The sequence below is a fragment of the Caproicibacter fermentans genome, from assembly GCF_009746625.1.
Lineage (GTDB): Bacteria > Bacillota > Clostridia > Oscillospirales > Acutalibacteraceae > Caproicibacter > Caproicibacter fermentans.
Window position 1 is genome coordinate 157,931 of record NZ_VWXL01000058.1, and the last position, 17,688, is coordinate 175,618.

The 17,688-nt window shown below is 49.8% G+C and carries 20 protein-coding genes; 19 read left to right on the forward strand and 1 reads right to left on the reverse strand.

From position 1 onward, the window contains the following. Nucleotides 1-95 precede the first annotated feature (95 nt). From CAFE_RS11435 to CAFE_RS11500, 14 genes are all read left to right on the forward strand, one after another. Complete coding sequence (locus CAFE_RS11435; protein ID WP_066643866.1) at nucleotides 96-683, forward strand: hydrolase; 588 nt, start codon at nucleotides 96-98, stop codon at nucleotides 681-683. Nucleotides 684-854: 171 nt separating this feature from the next. Further along, entirely contained in the window at nucleotides 855-1,778 is a 924-nt protein-coding gene (locus CAFE_RS11440) for an ABC transporter ATP-binding protein (RefSeq protein ID WP_066643867.1), read from the forward strand. Then, nucleotides 1,771-2,496 carry an ABC transporter permease gene (locus CAFE_RS11445; RefSeq protein WP_066643868.1) on the forward strand — a complete coding sequence of 242 codons (726 nt, stop codon included), beginning with the start codon at nucleotides 1,771-1,773 and terminating at the stop codon, nucleotides 2,494-2,496. The genes CAFE_RS11440 and CAFE_RS11445 overlap by 8 nt, the downstream gene beginning before the upstream one ends. Before the next feature lie 88 nt (nucleotides 2,497-2,584). Beyond that, entirely contained in the window at nucleotides 2,585-2,962 is a 378-nt protein-coding gene (locus tag CAFE_RS11450) for a GntR family transcriptional regulator (RefSeq protein ID WP_066643869.1), read from the forward strand. Continuing rightward, nucleotides 2,955-3,653, forward strand: coding sequence for an ABC transporter ATP-binding protein (locus CAFE_RS11455; protein ID WP_066643870.1), 699 nt, complete (start codon nucleotides 2,955-2,957; stop codon nucleotides 3,651-3,653). The genes CAFE_RS11450 and CAFE_RS11455 overlap by 8 nt, the downstream gene beginning before the upstream one ends. Further along, a complete protein-coding gene (locus CAFE_RS11460) occupies nucleotides 3,647-4,447 on the forward strand; it encodes a hypothetical protein (RefSeq protein WP_066643871.1) in 801 nt (266 codons plus the stop codon). Before CAFE_RS11455 ends, CAFE_RS11460 begins: the two co-directional genes overlap by 7 nt. A 302-nt stretch (nucleotides 4,448-4,749) precedes the next feature. After that, nucleotides 4,750-6,192 carry a 4Fe-4S dicluster domain-containing protein gene (locus tag CAFE_RS11465; RefSeq protein WP_066643872.1) on the forward strand — a complete coding sequence of 481 codons (1,443 nt, stop codon included), beginning with the start codon at nucleotides 4,750-4,752 and terminating at the stop codon, nucleotides 6,190-6,192. 40 nt (nucleotides 6,193-6,232) lie between these two features. Continuing rightward, nucleotides 6,233-7,150, forward strand: coding sequence for an ABC transporter ATP-binding protein (locus CAFE_RS11470; RefSeq protein ID WP_066643873.1), 918 nt, complete (start codon nucleotides 6,233-6,235; stop codon nucleotides 7,148-7,150). After that, nucleotides 7,147-7,944: an ABC transporter permease subunit gene (locus CAFE_RS11475; protein WP_330593953.1), complete on the forward strand. Its 798-nt coding sequence runs from the start codon at nucleotides 7,147-7,149 to the stop codon at nucleotides 7,942-7,944. The genes CAFE_RS11470 and CAFE_RS11475 overlap by 4 nt, the downstream gene beginning before the upstream one ends. A 68-nt stretch (nucleotides 7,945-8,012) precedes the next feature. Continuing rightward, nucleotides 8,013-8,846 carry a PHP domain-containing protein gene (locus CAFE_RS11480; RefSeq protein ID WP_066643875.1) on the forward strand — a complete coding sequence of 278 codons (834 nt, stop codon included), beginning with the start codon at nucleotides 8,013-8,015 and terminating at the stop codon, nucleotides 8,844-8,846. 25 nt (nucleotides 8,847-8,871) lie between these two features. Continuing rightward, nucleotides 8,872-9,132 (forward strand): TIGR03905 family TSCPD domain-containing protein, encoded by a 261-nt coding sequence (locus CAFE_RS11485; protein WP_066643876.1) that lies wholly within the window; start codon nucleotides 8,872-8,874, stop codon nucleotides 9,130-9,132. A 309-nt stretch (nucleotides 9,133-9,441) separates the two neighbouring features. Then, the gene (locus CAFE_RS11490; protein ID WP_066643877.1) at nucleotides 9,442-9,936 is read left to right on the forward strand and encodes a UvrB/UvrC motif-containing protein; all 495 of its coding nucleotides are present in this window, start codon (nucleotides 9,442-9,444) and stop codon (nucleotides 9,934-9,936) included. Continuing rightward, the gene (locus CAFE_RS11495; protein WP_066643878.1) at nucleotides 9,933-10,970 is read left to right on the forward strand and encodes a hypothetical protein; all 1,038 of its coding nucleotides are present in this window, start codon (nucleotides 9,933-9,935) and stop codon (nucleotides 10,968-10,970) included. The genes CAFE_RS11490 and CAFE_RS11495 overlap by 4 nt, the downstream gene beginning before the upstream one ends. Continuing rightward, on the forward strand, nucleotides 10,970-11,629 hold the full coding sequence (locus CAFE_RS11500) for a hypothetical protein (RefSeq protein ID WP_066643879.1): 660 nt from the start codon (nucleotides 10,970-10,972) through the stop codon (nucleotides 11,627-11,629). Before CAFE_RS11495 ends, CAFE_RS11500 begins: the two co-directional genes overlap by 1 nt. Before the next feature lie 47 nt (nucleotides 11,630-11,676). On the opposite strand, the gene CAFE_RS11505 is transcribed toward CAFE_RS11500, so the two are convergent. Beyond that, nucleotides 11,677-12,612 carry a S1 RNA-binding domain-containing protein gene (locus CAFE_RS11505; RefSeq protein ID WP_066643880.1) on the reverse strand — a complete coding sequence of 312 codons (936 nt, stop codon included), beginning with the start codon at nucleotides 12,610-12,612 and terminating at the stop codon, nucleotides 11,677-11,679. Between the two features lie 164 nt (nucleotides 12,613-12,776). Between CAFE_RS11505 and CAFE_RS11510 the strand changes: the two genes are divergently transcribed. The 5 genes from CAFE_RS11510 to CAFE_RS11530 form a co-directional block, all read left to right on the forward strand. Further along, nucleotides 12,777-13,580, forward strand: a complete 804-nt coding sequence (locus CAFE_RS11510; RefSeq protein WP_066643881.1) for a peptidylprolyl isomerase — start codon at nucleotides 12,777-12,779, stop codon at nucleotides 13,578-13,580. 11 nt (nucleotides 13,581-13,591) lie between these two features. After that, nucleotides 13,592-14,140: a hypothetical protein gene (locus tag CAFE_RS11515; protein ID WP_066643882.1), complete on the forward strand. Its 549-nt coding sequence runs from the start codon at nucleotides 13,592-13,594 to the stop codon at nucleotides 14,138-14,140. 109 nt (nucleotides 14,141-14,249) lie between these two features. Next, entirely contained in the window at nucleotides 14,250-15,881 is a 1,632-nt protein-coding gene (locus tag CAFE_RS11520) for a CTP synthase (protein WP_066643883.1), read from the forward strand. A gap of 120 nt (nucleotides 15,882-16,001) precedes the next feature. Further along, nucleotides 16,002-17,189: an aldo/keto reductase gene (locus tag CAFE_RS11525; protein ID WP_207708884.1), complete on the forward strand. Its 1,188-nt coding sequence runs from the start codon at nucleotides 16,002-16,004 to the stop codon at nucleotides 17,187-17,189. 93 nt (nucleotides 17,190-17,282) lie between these two features. Then, nucleotides 17,283-17,688, forward strand: a 406-nt coding sequence (locus tag CAFE_RS11530; protein ID WP_166525119.1) for a transposase, incomplete at its 3' end; no start/stop codon positions are given.

Consider the following 17,688-nt stretch of genomic DNA (forward strand, 5'->3'; position numbering starts at 1 on the left):
CTGGAAAAGAAACATTACGGGCACTGTTTTGCACTGTGAAAACAAAGGAAAGTATGCTATACTTGAGATAATACAAACCGGGAGGCGCTAATGATTTGGGATATAAAGAAGAATTCGAAGCGATTTATTTAGAAAAAATTAAGAGGGACGGTGCGGCGGAGCTTCTTTCCTGGCTGAATTCCACGGATTTTTTCACGGCACCTGCCAGCACGAAGTTCCATTGCGCCTGTCTGGGCGGCCTTGTGCAGCACAGCGTAAGCGTTTACCGCGTGATGATGGAAAAGCATTTTGACCCCGCGGCGGACAACGAAGAAAGCTTTGCGATCTGCGCTCTGCTTCATGACGTATGCAAGGCCCAGTTTTATAAAAAAGGTACCAGAAACGTGAAAAACGAGGAAACCGGGGCATGGGAAAAACGTCCCTATTACTCAATAGAAGACAGCTACCCCTATGGGCACGGGGAAAAATCAGTCTTCTTAATCGAACGTTTTTTACGGCTGAAAACCTCCGAGGCCATCGCGATTCGCTGGCATATGGGCGGATTTGACGATTCGGCGAAAGGCGGAAGCTTTGCAATCAGTCAGGCCTATGAAAAATATCCGATTGCCGTCAAGCTTCACTTGTCCGATCTTGAGAGTACATATCTGCGGGAGAAGGGTACTTCCGCAATTCACCGCAAATGACTGCTTCGTCCGTATTTTTCAGCCGCCGATTTTTCGGCGGCTTTTTTATCTTTTCTATGCTGATTAACGGTACTATTATAACATGAAAAGATAAAAAATGTATTGACAAATCGAAAATATGCTGTATTATTGTACTATACACTTAATACAATAATACAAGGAGAAGAAAGCATGAAAGAAATTGTATTTCAGTCACGGTCGCTTGTACGGCGGTTTGGCGCTTTTACAGCTGTCGACGACATGAACGTTGAATTAAAAAAAGGCGATATCTTTGCACTGGTAGGACAGAACGGAGCGGGTAAGACAACGCTGCTCAAAATGATCTGCGGCCTTACCCCGCCGACCTCAGGCTCGATGGAGCTGTTCGGATACTCCGGTACGAAAGAGCTGGGACGCGCGCGCAGGCGCATCGGCAGCATTATTGAAACACCCGGATTTTACCCCTATCTTTCGGCATGTCAAAACCTGGAGTATTACAGAATTCAGCGGGGTATCGGCAAAAAAAACTGCGTGGAAGAGGCTTTGCATTTCGTAGGACTGGACACGGTCGGCAATAAGAAATTCAAGAGCTTTTCCCTTGGAATGAAACAGCGTTTAGGTCTTGCACTCGCAATTTTAAACGACCCTGACTTTTTAGTATTGGATGAACCGATCAACGGCTTGGATCCGGTGGGAATCCGCGAATTCCGTGAAATTTTATTGAAGCTGAATCATGAAAAAGAAACGACCATCCTGGTTTCCAGTCATATTTTGGGAGAACTGTCTCAGATCGCGACACGGTACGGGTTTATCAGCGGCGGACGTTTGGTGGAATGCCTGACCGCAGAAGAGCTTGAAATGAAATGCCGCGTTACTCTGAAGCTGGAAGTGGATAATTCCGCAAAAGCGGCGGCTGTTCTGACGGATCGTTTCTCCATGAAGCAAATCGAGATTTTGGATGAGACCACTCTCCTGCTTTCTGAAGGCCTGGATCGGCCGGAGTTTGTGGTAAAAGCTTTGGTGGAATCCGGAATTTTGGTGTCACAGGCTTATCGTACCGGAGCCAATCTGGAAAACTATTTTATTGATTTGATTGGAGGAAAACAAATTGCTTAAACAGATGCGCGCGGATCTTTACAAAGTGTTTCACCGTCCGTTCTTTTACCTTTTACTGGCCGGCATGGCTGTCCTCGCTTTTTTTGTAAATTTTTCGCTGTCAAAGGTTTCTTCCACGAATTCGGTTTATGATTCATGGATGATCGTTTTATTGTATTTTTTATCCTGGCCTGTCCTTTTGATGCCGATCCTGATCGATCTGGTCAGTGCAGAGGACTATAAAGAGCATACGCTTAAAAATACAATTTCCTATGGAATGAACCGCACCAAACTGTATTGCTCCCAAATTGCCGTGTCGACGATTCTTGGCGTTTTGGTCGGAATCGTCGCTCTCGGCACATATTGCGGAAGCTCCCTGATTTTTTTAAAAATCGATCCTTCTTTCACAACGGCGTTCACGGCTGATTTTTTCAGCAGGGTAGGCGTTAGCTGCATCGGGTACGCAGCTGCGATTCCAATCGCTGCGTTTTTTGCGATGATACTTCAAAAAAATTCGCTGTTTGTATTTGCCTTTTACGCGGTTATCTTTCTGCCACAGCTTCTTTTGAAGCTTGTTCACCTTTCCAACCTGAGCAAATATTTGCTGATGCCGCAGTTCAGTATGCTTGCGGCGGGAACCAATCGGCAAATGCTGGATTCTTCCCTGGTTTTTATTATTACAGCAATTTTCTTTATCATTTTGGGCGCGGTGTTTTTCAGAAAAAAAGATATTTGCTAAAACCCGCGATTTGCTCTTGACAGAAGCGGAAAAGTATTGTATAACTGTATTAATGTATTAGTACAATGGTTCATTCGGAGGTGAGAAAATGGCATGGGATTTAAAATCCGACAGACCGATTTATTCCCAACTGGTTGAACAAATTCAATTAATGGTGGTTTCAGGTATCTATGCGGCCGGATGCAAACTACCGTCCGTTCGCGACATGGCTGCCGAAGCTTCGGTAAATCCGAATACGATGCAGAGAGCGCTCTCAAAGCTGGAAAGCGACGGGCTTCTATATTCGCAGCGCACAAGCGGACGTTTTGTAACGGAGGATGTTCAAAGAATTATGCAGACGAAAAATGATCTTGCGGCGGATCTGATCAATGACTTTATACAGAAGATGAATCGTCTTGGGTTCGACAGAGAACAGACCGTAAGCCTGTTGAACCGAATGATTAAGGAGGAAGGGCAGAATGGATAGCATACTCGAGTGTCGCAGCCTGGTAAAATATTTTCCGGGGTGCCTTGCGCTCAATTCCGTTAACCTGACGGTTCCGAAGGGGAGAATCGTCGGCCTGCTTGGCCCGAACGGAAGCGGAAAGAGCACGTTGATTAAACTTGCCAACGGACTGTTAACCCCAAATGCCGGGCAGATTTTGGTTGGGGGTATGGCCCCCGGCGTTGAGACGAAAAAAATTGTATCTTACTTGCCGGAGCGCACTTATCTCAATGACTGGATGAGCGTTCAGACCATGATCGATTATTTCGGCGATTTTTATGAAAATTTTAACAAGTCAAAAGCTTACGATATGCTGCAAAGGCTTCACATCAATCCGGGTGACCGTTTGAAGACGATGTCGAAGGGAACCAAAGAGAAGGTTCAGCTGATTCTTGTGATGAGCCGGGAAGCCCAGCTTTATATTCTCGATGAACCGATCGGCGGCGTCGACCCCGCCGCGCGTGATTATATTCTTGACACGATAATCGGCAATTACAGTGAAAACGCCACGGTCCTCATTTCGACCCACCTGATTACCGATGTGGAGAAGGTTCTGGATGATGTTATCTTCATCAATATGGGCAACATTGTTCTGACTTCCACCGTTGACGATATCAGGGAGAAAGAGGGAAAGAGTGTCGATTCGCTTTTCAGGGAGGTGTTCAAATGTTAGGCAAACTTCTGAAATATGAATTTAAAGCGACCGCACGAACATTTCTCCCGATTTATGGATTGATTCTTGTTCTGGCCATTATTAACAAGTTGTTCTGGAATCAGAGCATTGACAATTTTGAAATTCCCCGCATGATTTCAATGTCCGTTTATATTATGCTGATTGTGGCGGCTTTTGTCATTACGCTGGTTGTCACGATCCAGCGTTTCAATAAAAATCTTCTCGGGGACGAAGGGTACCTGTCGTTCACTTTGCCTGTGAAGGCCCATTACCATATCGACTCGAAAATGATTGTCACATTAATCTGGTCTGCTCTGAGCATTATCGTTTCCGCTGTCTCCGTTTTTATTATGGTGGTAAACCCGGAGGTGCTGACCCAGTTCAGCCGCATGTGCGCCGACCTTGCGGAAGTCTATCGGCAATACGGTCTGTCCGCGCATCTGATCGCAATTGAAATAATTATACTGATCATTCTCGGCTTTCTGTCAAACATCGTCGAGATTTACGCGGCGATCGTCGTGGGAAACCTTGCGGGGCGCCATAAATTGCTTGCCGGCATCGGCGCATACCTTGGATTTGGCATTGTTGAGCAGATCGTCACATCTTTGCTTTTCAGCGGGTTTAACCGTCAGATTGAAGAATACTTTCAGTCGTTCCATTATTCAAATAACCTGTTTCCGGCGGAACCCGCTGAGGTTGCCTTATTGGTCATGATTCTGTATACGGCGGTTTTCGGCGTAGCCTTTTATTTCTTTACAAACTGGATGCTGACCAGAAAGCTGAATCTGGAGTAACAAGTGCCGCATCACCGAAATTAACGTTAATAGCTGCGAACGGATGGTCCGGCTTAGGCCGGGCCATTTTTAACGTGATTTGAAAGGAAAAGATCCGACGATGCGAAGTGCTTTCCGGCATATAAAATCAAAATGTTCCACATCCGGATACTTCCGGAATAATCCATAAAAAACCTGATCATTCGGACTTCGATTTCACAAAGTGAACACTTGTAAAAAAAGCGGTGGGATGTTATAATAAAAAAAATAAATGTTAAAATTTTAACACTGTATGCCGATTACAAATTTGAATGAGGGAATCTATGAAATTCGAGTACGATAATGAAGCCAAACAGCTGAAATTCGAGGTCTTGACAAGAGTTGCCCGATACACCTATGAAGGTACTCTGGAAGATCATCTGGAGGAGATGCCGTACGATATTATTCCGGGACCTCTTCCGACATTCCGCTGCTGTGTTTACCGGGAAAGGGAAATTATCAGGGAACGCATGGTTTCAGCCCGGGGCGGCAATCTGCCGGGCCAGGGGGAACTGAACATTATCGGCATTCTGCCGGCTGCTTGTGAAGGATGCCCGATCAGCAGGTTCCGCGTTACGGATAACTGCCAGCACTGCCTGGCTCAGAAATGCCGCGAAGCCTGTCCCTTCGGCGCAATTTCCATCACCCCGAAAGGAGCGTATATTGATCCTCAAAAATGCAGGGAATGCGGGCGTTGTGCCGCGGCATGCCCCTATAACGCCATTTCGGACACCATGCGCCCCTGCGTTCGCTCCTGCCCGGTCAGCGCGATCGGCAAGGATCAGTATAAAAGGTCCGTCATTGATTACTCCCGCTGCATCAGCTGCGGGGCTTGCATGAAGAACTGCCCTTTCGGCGCCATTACCGACAGGTCCCAGATTGTTCAGATCATCGAGGCAATAAAAAGCGGCGTGAAGGTCGTAGCCTGTTTCGCGCCGGCCGCGGAAGGCCATTTCGGCACGGCAACCGCGGGTATGCTGAAAAGCGCCCTGAGAAAACTGGGCTTTGCGGACGCGCTGGAGGTTTCCCTTGGCGCCGACGCCGTCGCGGAACACGAAGCCCGGGAATTGAAAGAGGCTTTGGAAGCGGGAAGAAAAATGACCACGTCTTGCTGCCCCGCGTTTGTCGAGCTGATTGAGAAGCATTATCCCAAGCTGAAGGGAGTCGTTTCTCATACCATATCGCCCATGACGGCTGCCGCCCGCTATCTGCGGCTTCAGGATCCGCAGACGAAAGTTGTGTTTGTCGGGCCGTGCGTCGCAAAGAAAAATGAAATACAAAAGGTTCCAGATACGGCGGACTATGTCCTCACGTTTGAAGAATTGGCAGCTATGTTTACGGCCCGCGACATCGATGTGGAATCGGAGCAGGAATCGGAGCAGGACGGCAGCCGCGCGGGAAAAGGGTTCGCACAAAGCGGCGGAGTGTCCGGCGCCGTCGGCCAGGTCTTTCAGGAAGAAGGAATCGATTTACCGTTTTCCTGCGTAACATGCAACGGCATTCAGGAATGCAAAAAAACTCTCGCAATTTTGAACGCGGGCCGCCTTCCGGAAAATTTCGTGGAGGGAATGGCCTGTGAAGGAGGTTGTATTGCGGGTCCCGCCGGGATTGAAGCCCCAATGAAGATCCGGAAAAACCGGACGGCGATCCTGGCGAAGGCGGACAGCCGCTCGATTTCGGAAAATATTAAGGTAAAACATGATTTCTCACGGATTAAAATGGAATAATTGCTGTAAATGTGATATCCTCATACTGAGGTGATTCCGGATGAGTGAGATTGCGATTCATACGCAAAAACTGGGTAAATCCTACGACGGCGCCGTTTATGCACTCCATGATCTTTCACTGGAGATTCCAACCGGTGCCGTCTTTGGCTTTCTCGGCCCAAACGGGGCGGGTAAAACCACAACGATAAAACTTCTGTCGGGACTTTTGAAGCCAACGGAAGGGTCTTGTACCGTGCTTGGAATTCAGCCGGAAAAGAAACCTTCGGAGCTGCACCGCGTCTGCGGAATCGTAACCGAGACCGCCAGAATGTACGGCCGGCTGACCGGTATGGAAAACATGATGTTTTTCGGACAGGCTCAGGGGTTGGAACGAAGAGAAAGCAGGCAGCGGGCGGAAATATTATTGAAAAGTCTGGATTTGTGGGATTCGCGCGACAAAAAACTTGCGGATGATTCCACGGGAATGGTTCAGCGCCTGTCGCTGGCCCGAGCCATGATTGCCAAACCGAAACTGCTCCTTCTGGATGAACCGACAAACGGACTCGACCGCGAATCGGTGCTTCATGTTAACTCGATGATACTGGACCTTGCCCGTCGGGAGGGCGTAACGGTTTTTCTTTGTACGCATCAGCTTCGCGATGCGCAGGAGCTGTGCGACAGCTTTGGAATTGTCAGCCGGGGTAAAATGCTTGCATGCGGCGATCTGGAGTCCCTCAGCCGCGAAGTCGGGCTTTCTCTTCAGGTACGATTTCGGCTGCGCGAGGGCAAGATCCCGGACGAGCTGCAACGGCTGGACGATGAATCGTGGGGCAGGGACATTGCCGATGAGGAAGAAATGCCGAAGCTAATAAGCGGCCTGGTTTCTTCCGGCAATGAGATCTTTGAAGCGAAGCTGGTTCGTCCGTCCCTGGAGGACATCTATTCCAGATTCGTGGAGCTGAGGGGGAACGGAAAGTGAAAATTTTGTCTCCTGCCGAAAAAGCGCTGGCCTTTAGAGATTTTGAAGATATCTGGGATAATAAAACGTCGCGGAGCATCCTCATCCTTGTTCCGCTGGTTATGGTTTTACTGTTGCCAGTCGTCTTTCTGATCTTCTTTCTGAATGTCCCGATGACCAGAATGAACGGGGTAGAACAAATGCTTCTGCTTCTGCACGCACAGGCATCCGGAATGGACGAACGCCAGGGCATGTTTTATTTGATGACGAATATGATCTGCCCGATGTTTTTTTTGATGATTCCTCTGATATCGTCCAGCGTGTCCGCGGCGTACAGCTTTGTTGGTGAAAAGGAGCACGGCACTTTGGAAACTCTTCTGCTTACCCCGCTGGGCATCCGGAAAATATTGAAAGCGAAAGTGCTTGGGTGCGTTCTTCTTTCCGCCGTTGGAACCTGCGCCTCGTTTGTCCTTTTTTCCATTGTCATTGCCGTTGGAGACCTTATGCTATCCATGCCGTTCTATTTCAACTGGAACTGGCTCGTCCTTGTTTTTCTGCTTTCTCCGGCGGTTATGATTTTCGGCGTTGTGTTTATGGTCCTGACATCTGCGAAAAGTAAAAGTTATACGGAATCGGTTCAGACCTCCGCCTATCTTGTTCTTCCCATCGTGCTGCTGTTTACGGGGCAGTTTACCGGTTTGTATCAGGTCGGCGCGGAGCTGCTGCTTTTGATATCCTGCGTCCTGCTTGCGGTTGATTTTTTGATCTGGTTCCTTACGGCCCGCCTGTTTACTCCTGAAAAACTGCTGCGTTAGTTGCCTGAATCAAAATTTCGGATTATAATAAAGGTATCTTTAGGAAATTCGAAAGGGAGTAAAGAAGGTTGGCTGCGGATTTGCACTGTCACACAAAAATGTCCGATGGTTCGGCGGGAATCGACGAGATTGTATTAATGGCGGAAAGAAGCGGGATTCCGGTGATTTCCGTAACGGATCACGACACCTTTTCCGGTTCGGTTCGGGCCGGCGTGATCGGAAAGCGTCATGGGGTTACGGTGATTCCGGGAGCGGAATTTTCTTCGACGGATCCTTCCACAGGCCGCAGGGCGCATATTCTTTGTTACTTTTGCAAGCGTCCGGACCGCCTGGAATGCCTGTGCAAGCAGATGAGGGAGGAGCGCGGCCGCGCGGCCGCGGCCATGCTGCGCCGGGTCACAGAAATTTACCCCATTTCACAGGAAATGGTGATGCGCCGCGCAAAAGGGAGCACGGCGGTTTACAAGCAGCATATTATGCATGCGCTGATGGATGCCGGTTTTGCGGGTGAAATTTACGGTGCGGTTTACAGCCGTTTGTTCAGTCCGCAAAATGGTCTTGCCTATGTACCGGTTCGTTACCCGGAAGTGCACGATGTCATCAAAAGGATTCACGAGGCGGAGGGAATCGCTGTTCTGGCCCATCCTGGCGAGTACGACAGCTACGAGCTTTTGGAACAGCTTGCCCGGGATCACGAAATTGATGGGGTGGAAGTCTGGCACCCCGGAAACAGGAAGGGCGACGAACAGCTGTTCATGGAAATCGCGCGCAAATACGATTTGATTATGACCGGCGGAACCGATTTTCACGGGATGTACAAAAAAGAAGCACAGCCGCTCGGCACCTGCGTGACTCCGGACGACCAGCTTGAAAAGCTGATGAAAATCGGGGCAAGCTTGTAAGTTAACCATGTAAGGAGAGAAAACGTTGCAATACAGATATAAAACAAGAGGAACCTGTTCCACCGAAATGATGATCGATCTGGACGGAGATACGATCCGTTCCGTTAAAATAACCGGAGGCTGCAGCGGAAACCTGCAGGGAATCTGTGCTTTGGTTCAGGGCCAAAAGGCCGAGGACGTTATTCGACTCCTTCAGGGAATCCGCTGCGGTCTGAAACCGACTTCCTGCCCCGATCAGCTGGCAAAAGCCCTCACGCTGGCCAGAGAGAAAAATCCGGAAACATAAGCTGAGGGCTGCGGATCAATGATCGCAGCCCTTTTTTGTACTTAGCAACCGCAGCCGCCGCAATTGTCGCCACAGCCGCATCCGCCGCAGCTTCCACCGCCGGCACAGCAGACCCAGATGATGAGCAGGATGATAACCCAGGTGCAACTATTGTTACCGCAGCCAAAGAAACCATTGTTACACATTATTAATTTCCTCCTTTCGGTTTACAGTATATAATATTGCAACCGAACAAATCGTGTTACAAGTTTTCTTGCGATGGACATTTAAAAAATTGGGGCCGGAATAAGGCAGTGGGGGTGATTAATCATGTTGTGTGAGTCCTGCGGGCGAAATCCGTCCGTGATTCGAGTCAAAGCGATTGTCGACGGGGAACCGGTGGAATGCGCGCTCTGCGCGGAATGTGCCCGCGAATTGGGCTATGCCAACCTGCTGTTTGTCTTGGGCTTTGAAAATGACGGCGTTTTAAACGATTTTTTCCCCGGCGAGCCAAACGAAAGCGAAGCGCTGCGATGCCGCTGCTGCGGCGCGTCTTTTCAAGATATATTACGCAGCGGAAAAGTCGGCTGTGCTCAATGTTACAGAACGTTCGCCGCCCGGCTTGCGCCTTTTATCCGAAGAATTCACGGCAGCGTTTCCCATCGGGGTAAGACGGCGGGAGGGGGAGATTTGCCGCAGGTAGCGCCCAAAGCGCAGCTTAGCGTGATGCACCAACGTCTTCGCGAAGCAATTCAAAGCGAGGATTTTGAACAGGCGGCGGTTCTGCGCGACCGGATTCACGAAATGGAGGAAGGCGAAAAATGAAAAAGTGGTATGAAGCGGCAGCGCAGGACGCCGACGTTTCATCGGGGACTTTTATCAGTCTTGCGCGTAATCTGGAGGGTGTGCCGTTTCCGTCTAGAATGAGCATGTCCGACCGCCGTTTTGTCTGGGATAAAGTTCGGGAGACGCTGCTGAAAGCGGATGGTACGGAATACGGACGCTTTACAAAAATTTCTCTTGAGACTGTTCCCAGTGTGCACGCGGTTTCTTTGGCGGAAGCCGGCTTAATCAATGCGGAGACAGTAACGGACCGGGTTGGCTGCGGTTTAATTACAGCGCAGGATGAATCTCTTTCCGCCGCTGTCAACGGAGACGACCATCTGACGATTCTGTCGAAAGCAGCAGGTTTACAGCTTCAGGAAGCCTACTCTAAAGCGGATGGGCTGGACACGTTTCTCGACAGGAATTTGTCCTTTGCCTTTGACCGCCAGCTTGGGTATTTAACGCAGAATCCGTTTCACCTTGGAACTGGAATGATCGCATCCCTGCGGCTTCATCTTCCCGCTTTGCTGGAATCCGGATCAGTGGGAAGAATCGCCCAAAATCTTGCGAAACTGGGGCTGACCCTTCGCAGCGTTTACGGTTCGGAATCAAATCCCCGCGGGGCTTTTTTTCGCCTTTCCAATCAGGTTACAATGGGCATTTCGGAGCAGGAGGCCCTTACAAATCTTTCCAGTATGGCGAATCAAATCATCTCCCGCGAACGAAAAATGAGGGAGGACCTGATTCATCAGGTTTCCGTACAGGACACGGTGCTGCGAAATCTGGGCGTCCTTCAAAACGCTAGACTTTTGTCATTTGACGAATTTCTGGAGCGGGCCAGCGCGGTTCGGTTTGGGATTACATCCGGACTGGTCGGAGGTATTTCCGTCTGCGATATGGATACATTGATTTATAGAGTCCAGCCGGCGACTTTGACTTTTGAAAGCGGCGGGGCAATGACCGAGGAAGAACGTCAAAAGCATCGCGCATGTAAAGTGCGCGATGCGCTGAAACAAGGAATGGAGGATTCCTAATGGGGTTTGGTGATACTGTAAATCCGGAACTCGCGGCCGCATTGTTTTATTTGTTGGGTGAGTCTGTTCCCCATGATCCGAAACTTGAAAAGGAGGCCGGCAGCATCTGGGATTCCTTGAACGACAGGCAGCAGCTTCTTCTTAAAATTATTGAGTTGTGCGGAGAGCCGGTTGAGCCGCGTGAGCTGTATCTGTGCGAGAAGGCATACAGCTGGCTTGGCGGAAGCTATTGCAGGCAGACAATTCAATTTGCAACTCGGTATCTGGACAGCGAAGGATGGGACGCCCTTTCCGGAAGAGCTGAAATAGTGGAAGGAATCCAGGTGGATTACGGGGAGTCAAGAAGAGCCGGTGTGCTGATTGACCTGGCCAAGGCTTTGGAGGAAACAGGCCGGTTGGAAGAGGCGTATTCAAAATATTTGGATGCGTATGATCTGGCCCCATACAACGCGATGATCGCCGTAAAGGCTGCAGAGGTGCTGTCAATCAGCAGAGGACGGAAAGAGGCTTTGAATTTTCTGCTTCAGCAACGAAGCAGCCTTTATTATGAACCGGTTAAATACAAAGACTCTGCGGGCAATGTTCACAGAAACAAAGTCTTTCAGGAACTGATTGAATCCCAGATTATTAAAATGCGGGGAAAAAGTGCCGGAATATAAGAAGCAGGCTGCCCGGTTATCGGGCAGCCTGCTTGGCTGTGTCAGCCTCAAGGGCTGTGCGTGTTAAAATCCGTTGCGATTTCCTTTTCACTGTCAGGTGGTGAATAGACAAAACGATCCAAATGATTTCCGCTGAAAAAATATTTTGGCGCGGTCGGTCGGTAAGAAAAATCGAACGTATCGATAATCACCAATTTTACTTTCATCCGTGCGGGAAGAATGCTCTTTATGTACACACTCGCCTGCTGCCCTGAAAAAACATCCTCTTTTGTCTCCGCAAGACCGGCAAGGTTGGGTGACAGCTCAACGAAAATCCCGTAGGGCTCCACAGAACGGACGATTCCGGCGACCGTCTCGCCGGCTGAGAACATCGCCACGTTTTCCTCCCAGGTTCCCAACAGCTCCTTGTGGCTTAAGGTGATACGGTTGCTTTCTGCGGATTTGATCACGGTACGGATATCCATGCCCACCGTAAAGCGTTCTCTAGGATGGTCGATGCGCGAAACGGAGATAGCATCAATCGGAAGCAGCGCGACGATTCCGCAGCCGATATCGGCAAAGGCGCCAAAGTTTTCAAGGTGGGTGATGCGGGCGTCGATGACGTCTCCGGGAATCAGATTTGATATATGTTCCTTCATGCATTTTTCCTGTGCGGCACGGCGTGAGAGAATCGCAGTAATGGTGCCGTCGGTTTTTTTTTCAAAACCCGTCACAAGAAAGCAGACAGGGCGGTTTACCCTGGAAATAATAGCAATATCTCGCGTTGTGCCCTCGCGGATTCCGAGGGCTCCCTCTTCGCGCGGAATCATTCCCTTCATACATCCCAAATCCACCAGCAGATTGTGCGAGCTGTCGCAGACCAGCGCGCGTCCTTCCAAAATCTGTCCATCCCGGCAGGCGTCGTTAACCGCGGAAATACTTTGGGTTGCCGCGCGGTTTTCGGGTGTGTCGATCAACCAACCTTCCGGATAGTACTCAAACATTTTCTTCCCTCCTTTTGATCTTCGTTTATCTATATGCGATATTTTTATGGGTAATACGTAATGAAAAAATTATTAAAATGTAAAAAGTTCATTCTGCGCTTGATTCTGCGCCGGTTCTATTATAAAATAGACAAGATAGTGATTTTCGGAAGGATTTCATAATAATGAGAAATAAGAACGGAATTTTATGTTTTGGCCTGAGCGCCGTCCTGCTTTTTTTGACCGCATGCTCCGGGGCTTCCGCGGGTTCCGACGGAAGAATCCGGCCCGACGATGGGAAAAAAATCGGGTATCAGATGGAACTCCCGCAAAAGGGAGAAGAAATCGCAGTTCTTACAACCAGCAAGGGAACAGTCAAAATCAGGCTGTTTCCGGACGCCGCGCCAAAGGCGGTCGAGAATTTCAAAGGACTGATTCAGAAGGGGTATTACAACAATCTTACGTTTCACCGTGTCATAAAGGACTTTATGATACAGACCGGAGATCCGAAGGGGGATGGCACCGGAGGAGAGAGTCTTTGGGGCAAGGAATTTGCGGATGAATTTAACGGGAACCTGTTGAATCTTCGCGGGGCGCTGGCGATGGCAAACTCTGGCGAAGACACAAATGGCAGCCAGTTTTTTATTGATCAGGCGCCCGCGTCATTGTTTTCCGGATGGGACAATTATCAGAAGGCCTATGAACTTTATCAGCAGAATCCGGAAGCGTTCATTTTGAAATACAAATCGAATTGGATCGATATGAGTAAAGTGACGCAGGAGTATAAAGCCGCATACGAGAAATACGGCGGCAATCCTTATCTGGATGGATATTATAATATCGTAAAAAAGGGTCATACAGTGTTTGGGCAGGTCTTTGACGGTATGGATACGGTCGATAAAATTGCCGCGGTTTCCACGGACAGCGAGGGCAAGCCTACGGAAGCCGTTACCATTCAAAAAGCGGAAATCGTTAAATATGAGGGGTAGGGGGTTCCGACATGGATGAAAAGGATAAAAACGAACAGAATTGCCCATATTCCGGACAGGGACAGCGCCCCGCGCCGCCGTCCGGTTATGGCAGGCGTTTTACCGGCGCTGATTGGGGGAATGCCTATCGGGATCCTTATTCCGGGGCCCCGCAGAATTGGCAGCGCAGAAATCCTGTGACCGGGCCGGCGCCTTCCAATGACGAAAAGGCGTTTTCCATTCTGGCCTACATCGGAATTCTCTGGCTTGTGGGATTACTTGCCGACCGGGAGAACAAAAACGTCATGTTTCATGTCAATCAAGGGATCATCCTCAGCATTTTTGAATTTGCGCTGACTTTTTCCCTGTCGATCATAAAAGCGATCATCCAGTCGGGATTCGGCCTCGCCTTTTCAGGAATCGGAATTTTGTCCTGGACGGGTACCGCTGTCAGCGGGCTGCTGTCGTTTACGGCATGGTGTCTTGTGGTTTCATACATTATCATCGGTGTGGTTCGCGCGGCGCAGGGAAAGAATGAGCCTTTGCCGCTGATCGGAAGCCTTTTTACCGTTGTACATTAATTTTATAAGCTTATCGCCCGTTGAATGATAAAATATGGGCGATATCATTTTTTTATTGATAAATGCGGCTAATATAGTGAAATAATATAGATAGATGATGGAGGGCAATATGGCAGCAAAGTATGTATTTGTAACAGGCGGTGTGGTTTCAGGACTTGGGAAAGGAATCACGGCGGCGTCTTTGGGGCGTCTTCTGAAATCCAGAGGACTCAGGATCACAATGCAGAAATTTGATCCTTATCTAAATGTTGACCCAGGTACGATGAATCCGTTTCAGCACGGTGAAGTTTTTGTCACCGACGACGGAGCGGAAACCGACCTTGATTTGGGCCATTACGAGCGTTTTATCGACGAAAATCTGACGCAGAACAGCAATGTGACGTCCGGACGGGTCTATTGGAGCGTGATTCAGAAGGAGCGCAACGGCGACTACGGAGGTGGCACCGTACAGGTGATTCCTCATATTACGAATGAAATCAAATCCCGCATTTACGCAGGCAAGGAAAATGTGGACGTTGCGATCATCGAAGTCGGGGGAACGGTGGGGGACATTGAAAGCCAGCCGTTTCTGGAGGCGATCCGCCAGTTTGCCACCGAAGTCGGCCGTTCAAACTGTCTGTTTATACATGTGACTCTTGTCCCGTATCTCGCCTGCTCCCATGAGCACAAATCCAAACCGACCCAGCACAGCGTCAAAGAGCTCCTTTCCATCGGAATTCAGCCCGATATTATCGTGCTCCGATCGGAAAAGGAAATCGGCGAAGACATTAAAAAGAAAATCGCCCTGTTTTGCAATGTTGCGGAAAACTGTGTGATTGAAAATCTTGATCTTCCGCTTCTGTATTCCATCCCTCTTGCGCTGCGTGAGGAGCGGCTCGATGATATTGTGTGCAAACACTTTGCCCTGGATACGCCGGGCCCGGACCTGACGGAATGGATTTCCATGGTCAACACGGCCATGTCTTCGACAGAGAGCGTCACCATCGCGCTTGTGGGCAAATATATTGAGCTTCACGACGCTTATCTCAGCGTTGCGGAAGCGCTGACACACGGCGGATTCGGCAATAAAGTGAAGGTAAACATCAAATGGGTTGATTCCGAAACCATCAATGCGGAAAATGTGTCGGAGATTCTCTCCGATGTGGACGGCGTTTTGGTTCCGGGCGGATTCGGCCAAAGGGGGATCGAAGGGAAAATCTCCGCGATACATTATGCCCGGGTCAACGGCGTTCCGTTTTTGGGCATTTGCCTTGGCATGCAGCTCGCGTTGGTGGAGTACGCCCGCTACGTGCTCGGCCTGACGGATGCGAATTCCGCGGAGTTTGATCCGCAGAGCACCAATCACGTCATCGACTTGATGCCGGAGCAGAAGGATGTCGTCCAGCTTGGCGGAACCATGCGTCTGGGCAAATACCCGTGCAAGCTGAAGCAGGGTTCAAAGGCGTATCAACTGTATGGAGAGGCGCCGCTGATTTATGAACGCCACCGCCACCGCTTTGAAGTCAATAACGATTACAGGGAGCAGTTTGAAGCGGCCGGTGTTGTATTCTGCGGCAGGTCGCCGGACGACCATATCGTTGAAATGATGGAGGTTCCGGAGCATCCGTGGTTCATGGGCTCCCAGTTCCATCCGGAATTCAGGTCCCGCCCGAATCGCCCGCATCCTTTGTTTCAGGGCCTGATCGGCGCGGCTAAAAAGTACCATCAGGAGAACAATGAGCAGATGACCATTTCAGAATAGCGCTTCTCGCCGCCCCTACCTTTTGGGGGCGGTTTTCCGTATTCCGGGTGAATGACGGATAGGATGAAACGTGCGATTTTATACAAGGAATAAAACACTGAGAGAAAAAGGGAGGAAAAAATGGAAAAACGAACTGACCTCAGAACCGGCGCAGCGGTATCCCTTTTGGGCTTCGGAACCATGAGACTTCCAAAGCGGTATGATGGGAAAGAGGACATTGATAACCAACCCGCCGAAGCGATGATTGATGAGGCGTACCGCAGCGGCGTCAACTACTTTGATACGGCTTACCCTTACCACGAGGGAATGTCGGAAACCTTTATCGGCCGCGCTTTAAAAAAGTATCCGCGGGAAAGTTTTTTTCTTGCGGATAAAATGCCGGGATGGCTTTTGAAGCGGTCGGGCGATGGGGAACGCATCTTTCAGGAACAGCTCAAAAAGTGCCAGGTCGATTATTTCGATTTTTATCTCTGTCATTCCCTGATGAACCCGGACAATTATATCAGTCAATACGAAAAAATTGATACGATTGAATTCCTGCGCCGGCAGAGGCAGGACGGCGCTATCCGCCGCCTCGGGTTTTCTTTTCACGGAACAACGGAAGATCTGCCGCGCATTCTTGACCGCGGAGATTGGGATTTCGTTCAGATACAGCTGAACTATCTGGATTGGGATATTCAGGACGCGAAGACAAAATACCGTATTCTGGAAGAGCGGGGAATTCCCTGTATCGTGATGGAACCGGTCCGGGGAGGAAACCTCTGCACGCTCTGTGAGGAATCGGTTCGCATTTTGCAGGAGGCGCGGCCGGACAAAAGCGTCGCTTCCTGGGCGATTCGTTTTGCGGCCTCCCTGCCGGGCGTTCTGACGGTTTTGAGCGGCATGAGCAGCATGGACCAGGTTCGTGACAATGTTGACACCATGAATCGCTTTGAGCCGCTGAGCGGGGAGGAACGCAATGCGCTGGAGCGGTCATTGGATGAATACCTGAAAAACGGGACAATTCCATGCACCGGGTGCCGGTACTGTATGGATTGCCCGCACGGTGTCGATATCCCGGGGGTTTTCTCCGTTTACAACGAATGTGTGACCTCCATGAGAATACCGATCGCGCTTGGCTCACAGGCGGTCGGTAATCGGGAAGCGAAAGCGTTTGTGAAGGCATACGAGATGCTTCCGGAAGAAAAACGGGCTGAAAACTGCGTCGCCTGCGGCAAATGTATGCAGCACTGCCCGCAATCCATTCGAATTCCGGAGCGCATGGCGGAAATCGCCAAGCTGATTTCCGAGCTCAGATCCAAGATATAATTTTTAAGGAACCTCTGATTTAATCCGCCCCTCTACCGAAGAGAGGAGAACTCTGGTAAAATAGAAGTATCAAGACACAGGCGGTGCGGAAAAATGAAAAAGCAACAAACTTTTGCGGATATCGAATATAGCTGCAGAAAGAAGAAAACACGGCGGGAAGAGTTTCTGGAAACCATGGACGAGATTATCCCGTGGGAAGAGTGGGTCGGTATCATTGCGCCGTATTATCCCCGCGGCAAACGGGGCCGTCCGCCCATGGGCATTGAGCGGATGCTGCGGATGTATCTGCTGCAGATCTGGTTCAACCTTTCCGACCCGGCCACCGAGGACGCAATCTATGACAGCTATGCCATGCGTAAGTTTACCGGCATCGATTTCATGACGGAGAATGTTCCGGATGAGACGACGCTTTGCAAGTTTCGGCACCTGCTGGAAAAAGACGGGCTAAACAAGCTGTTTTTTGACGCCATTAACCGCGTCATGGTAGCTACCGGCCACA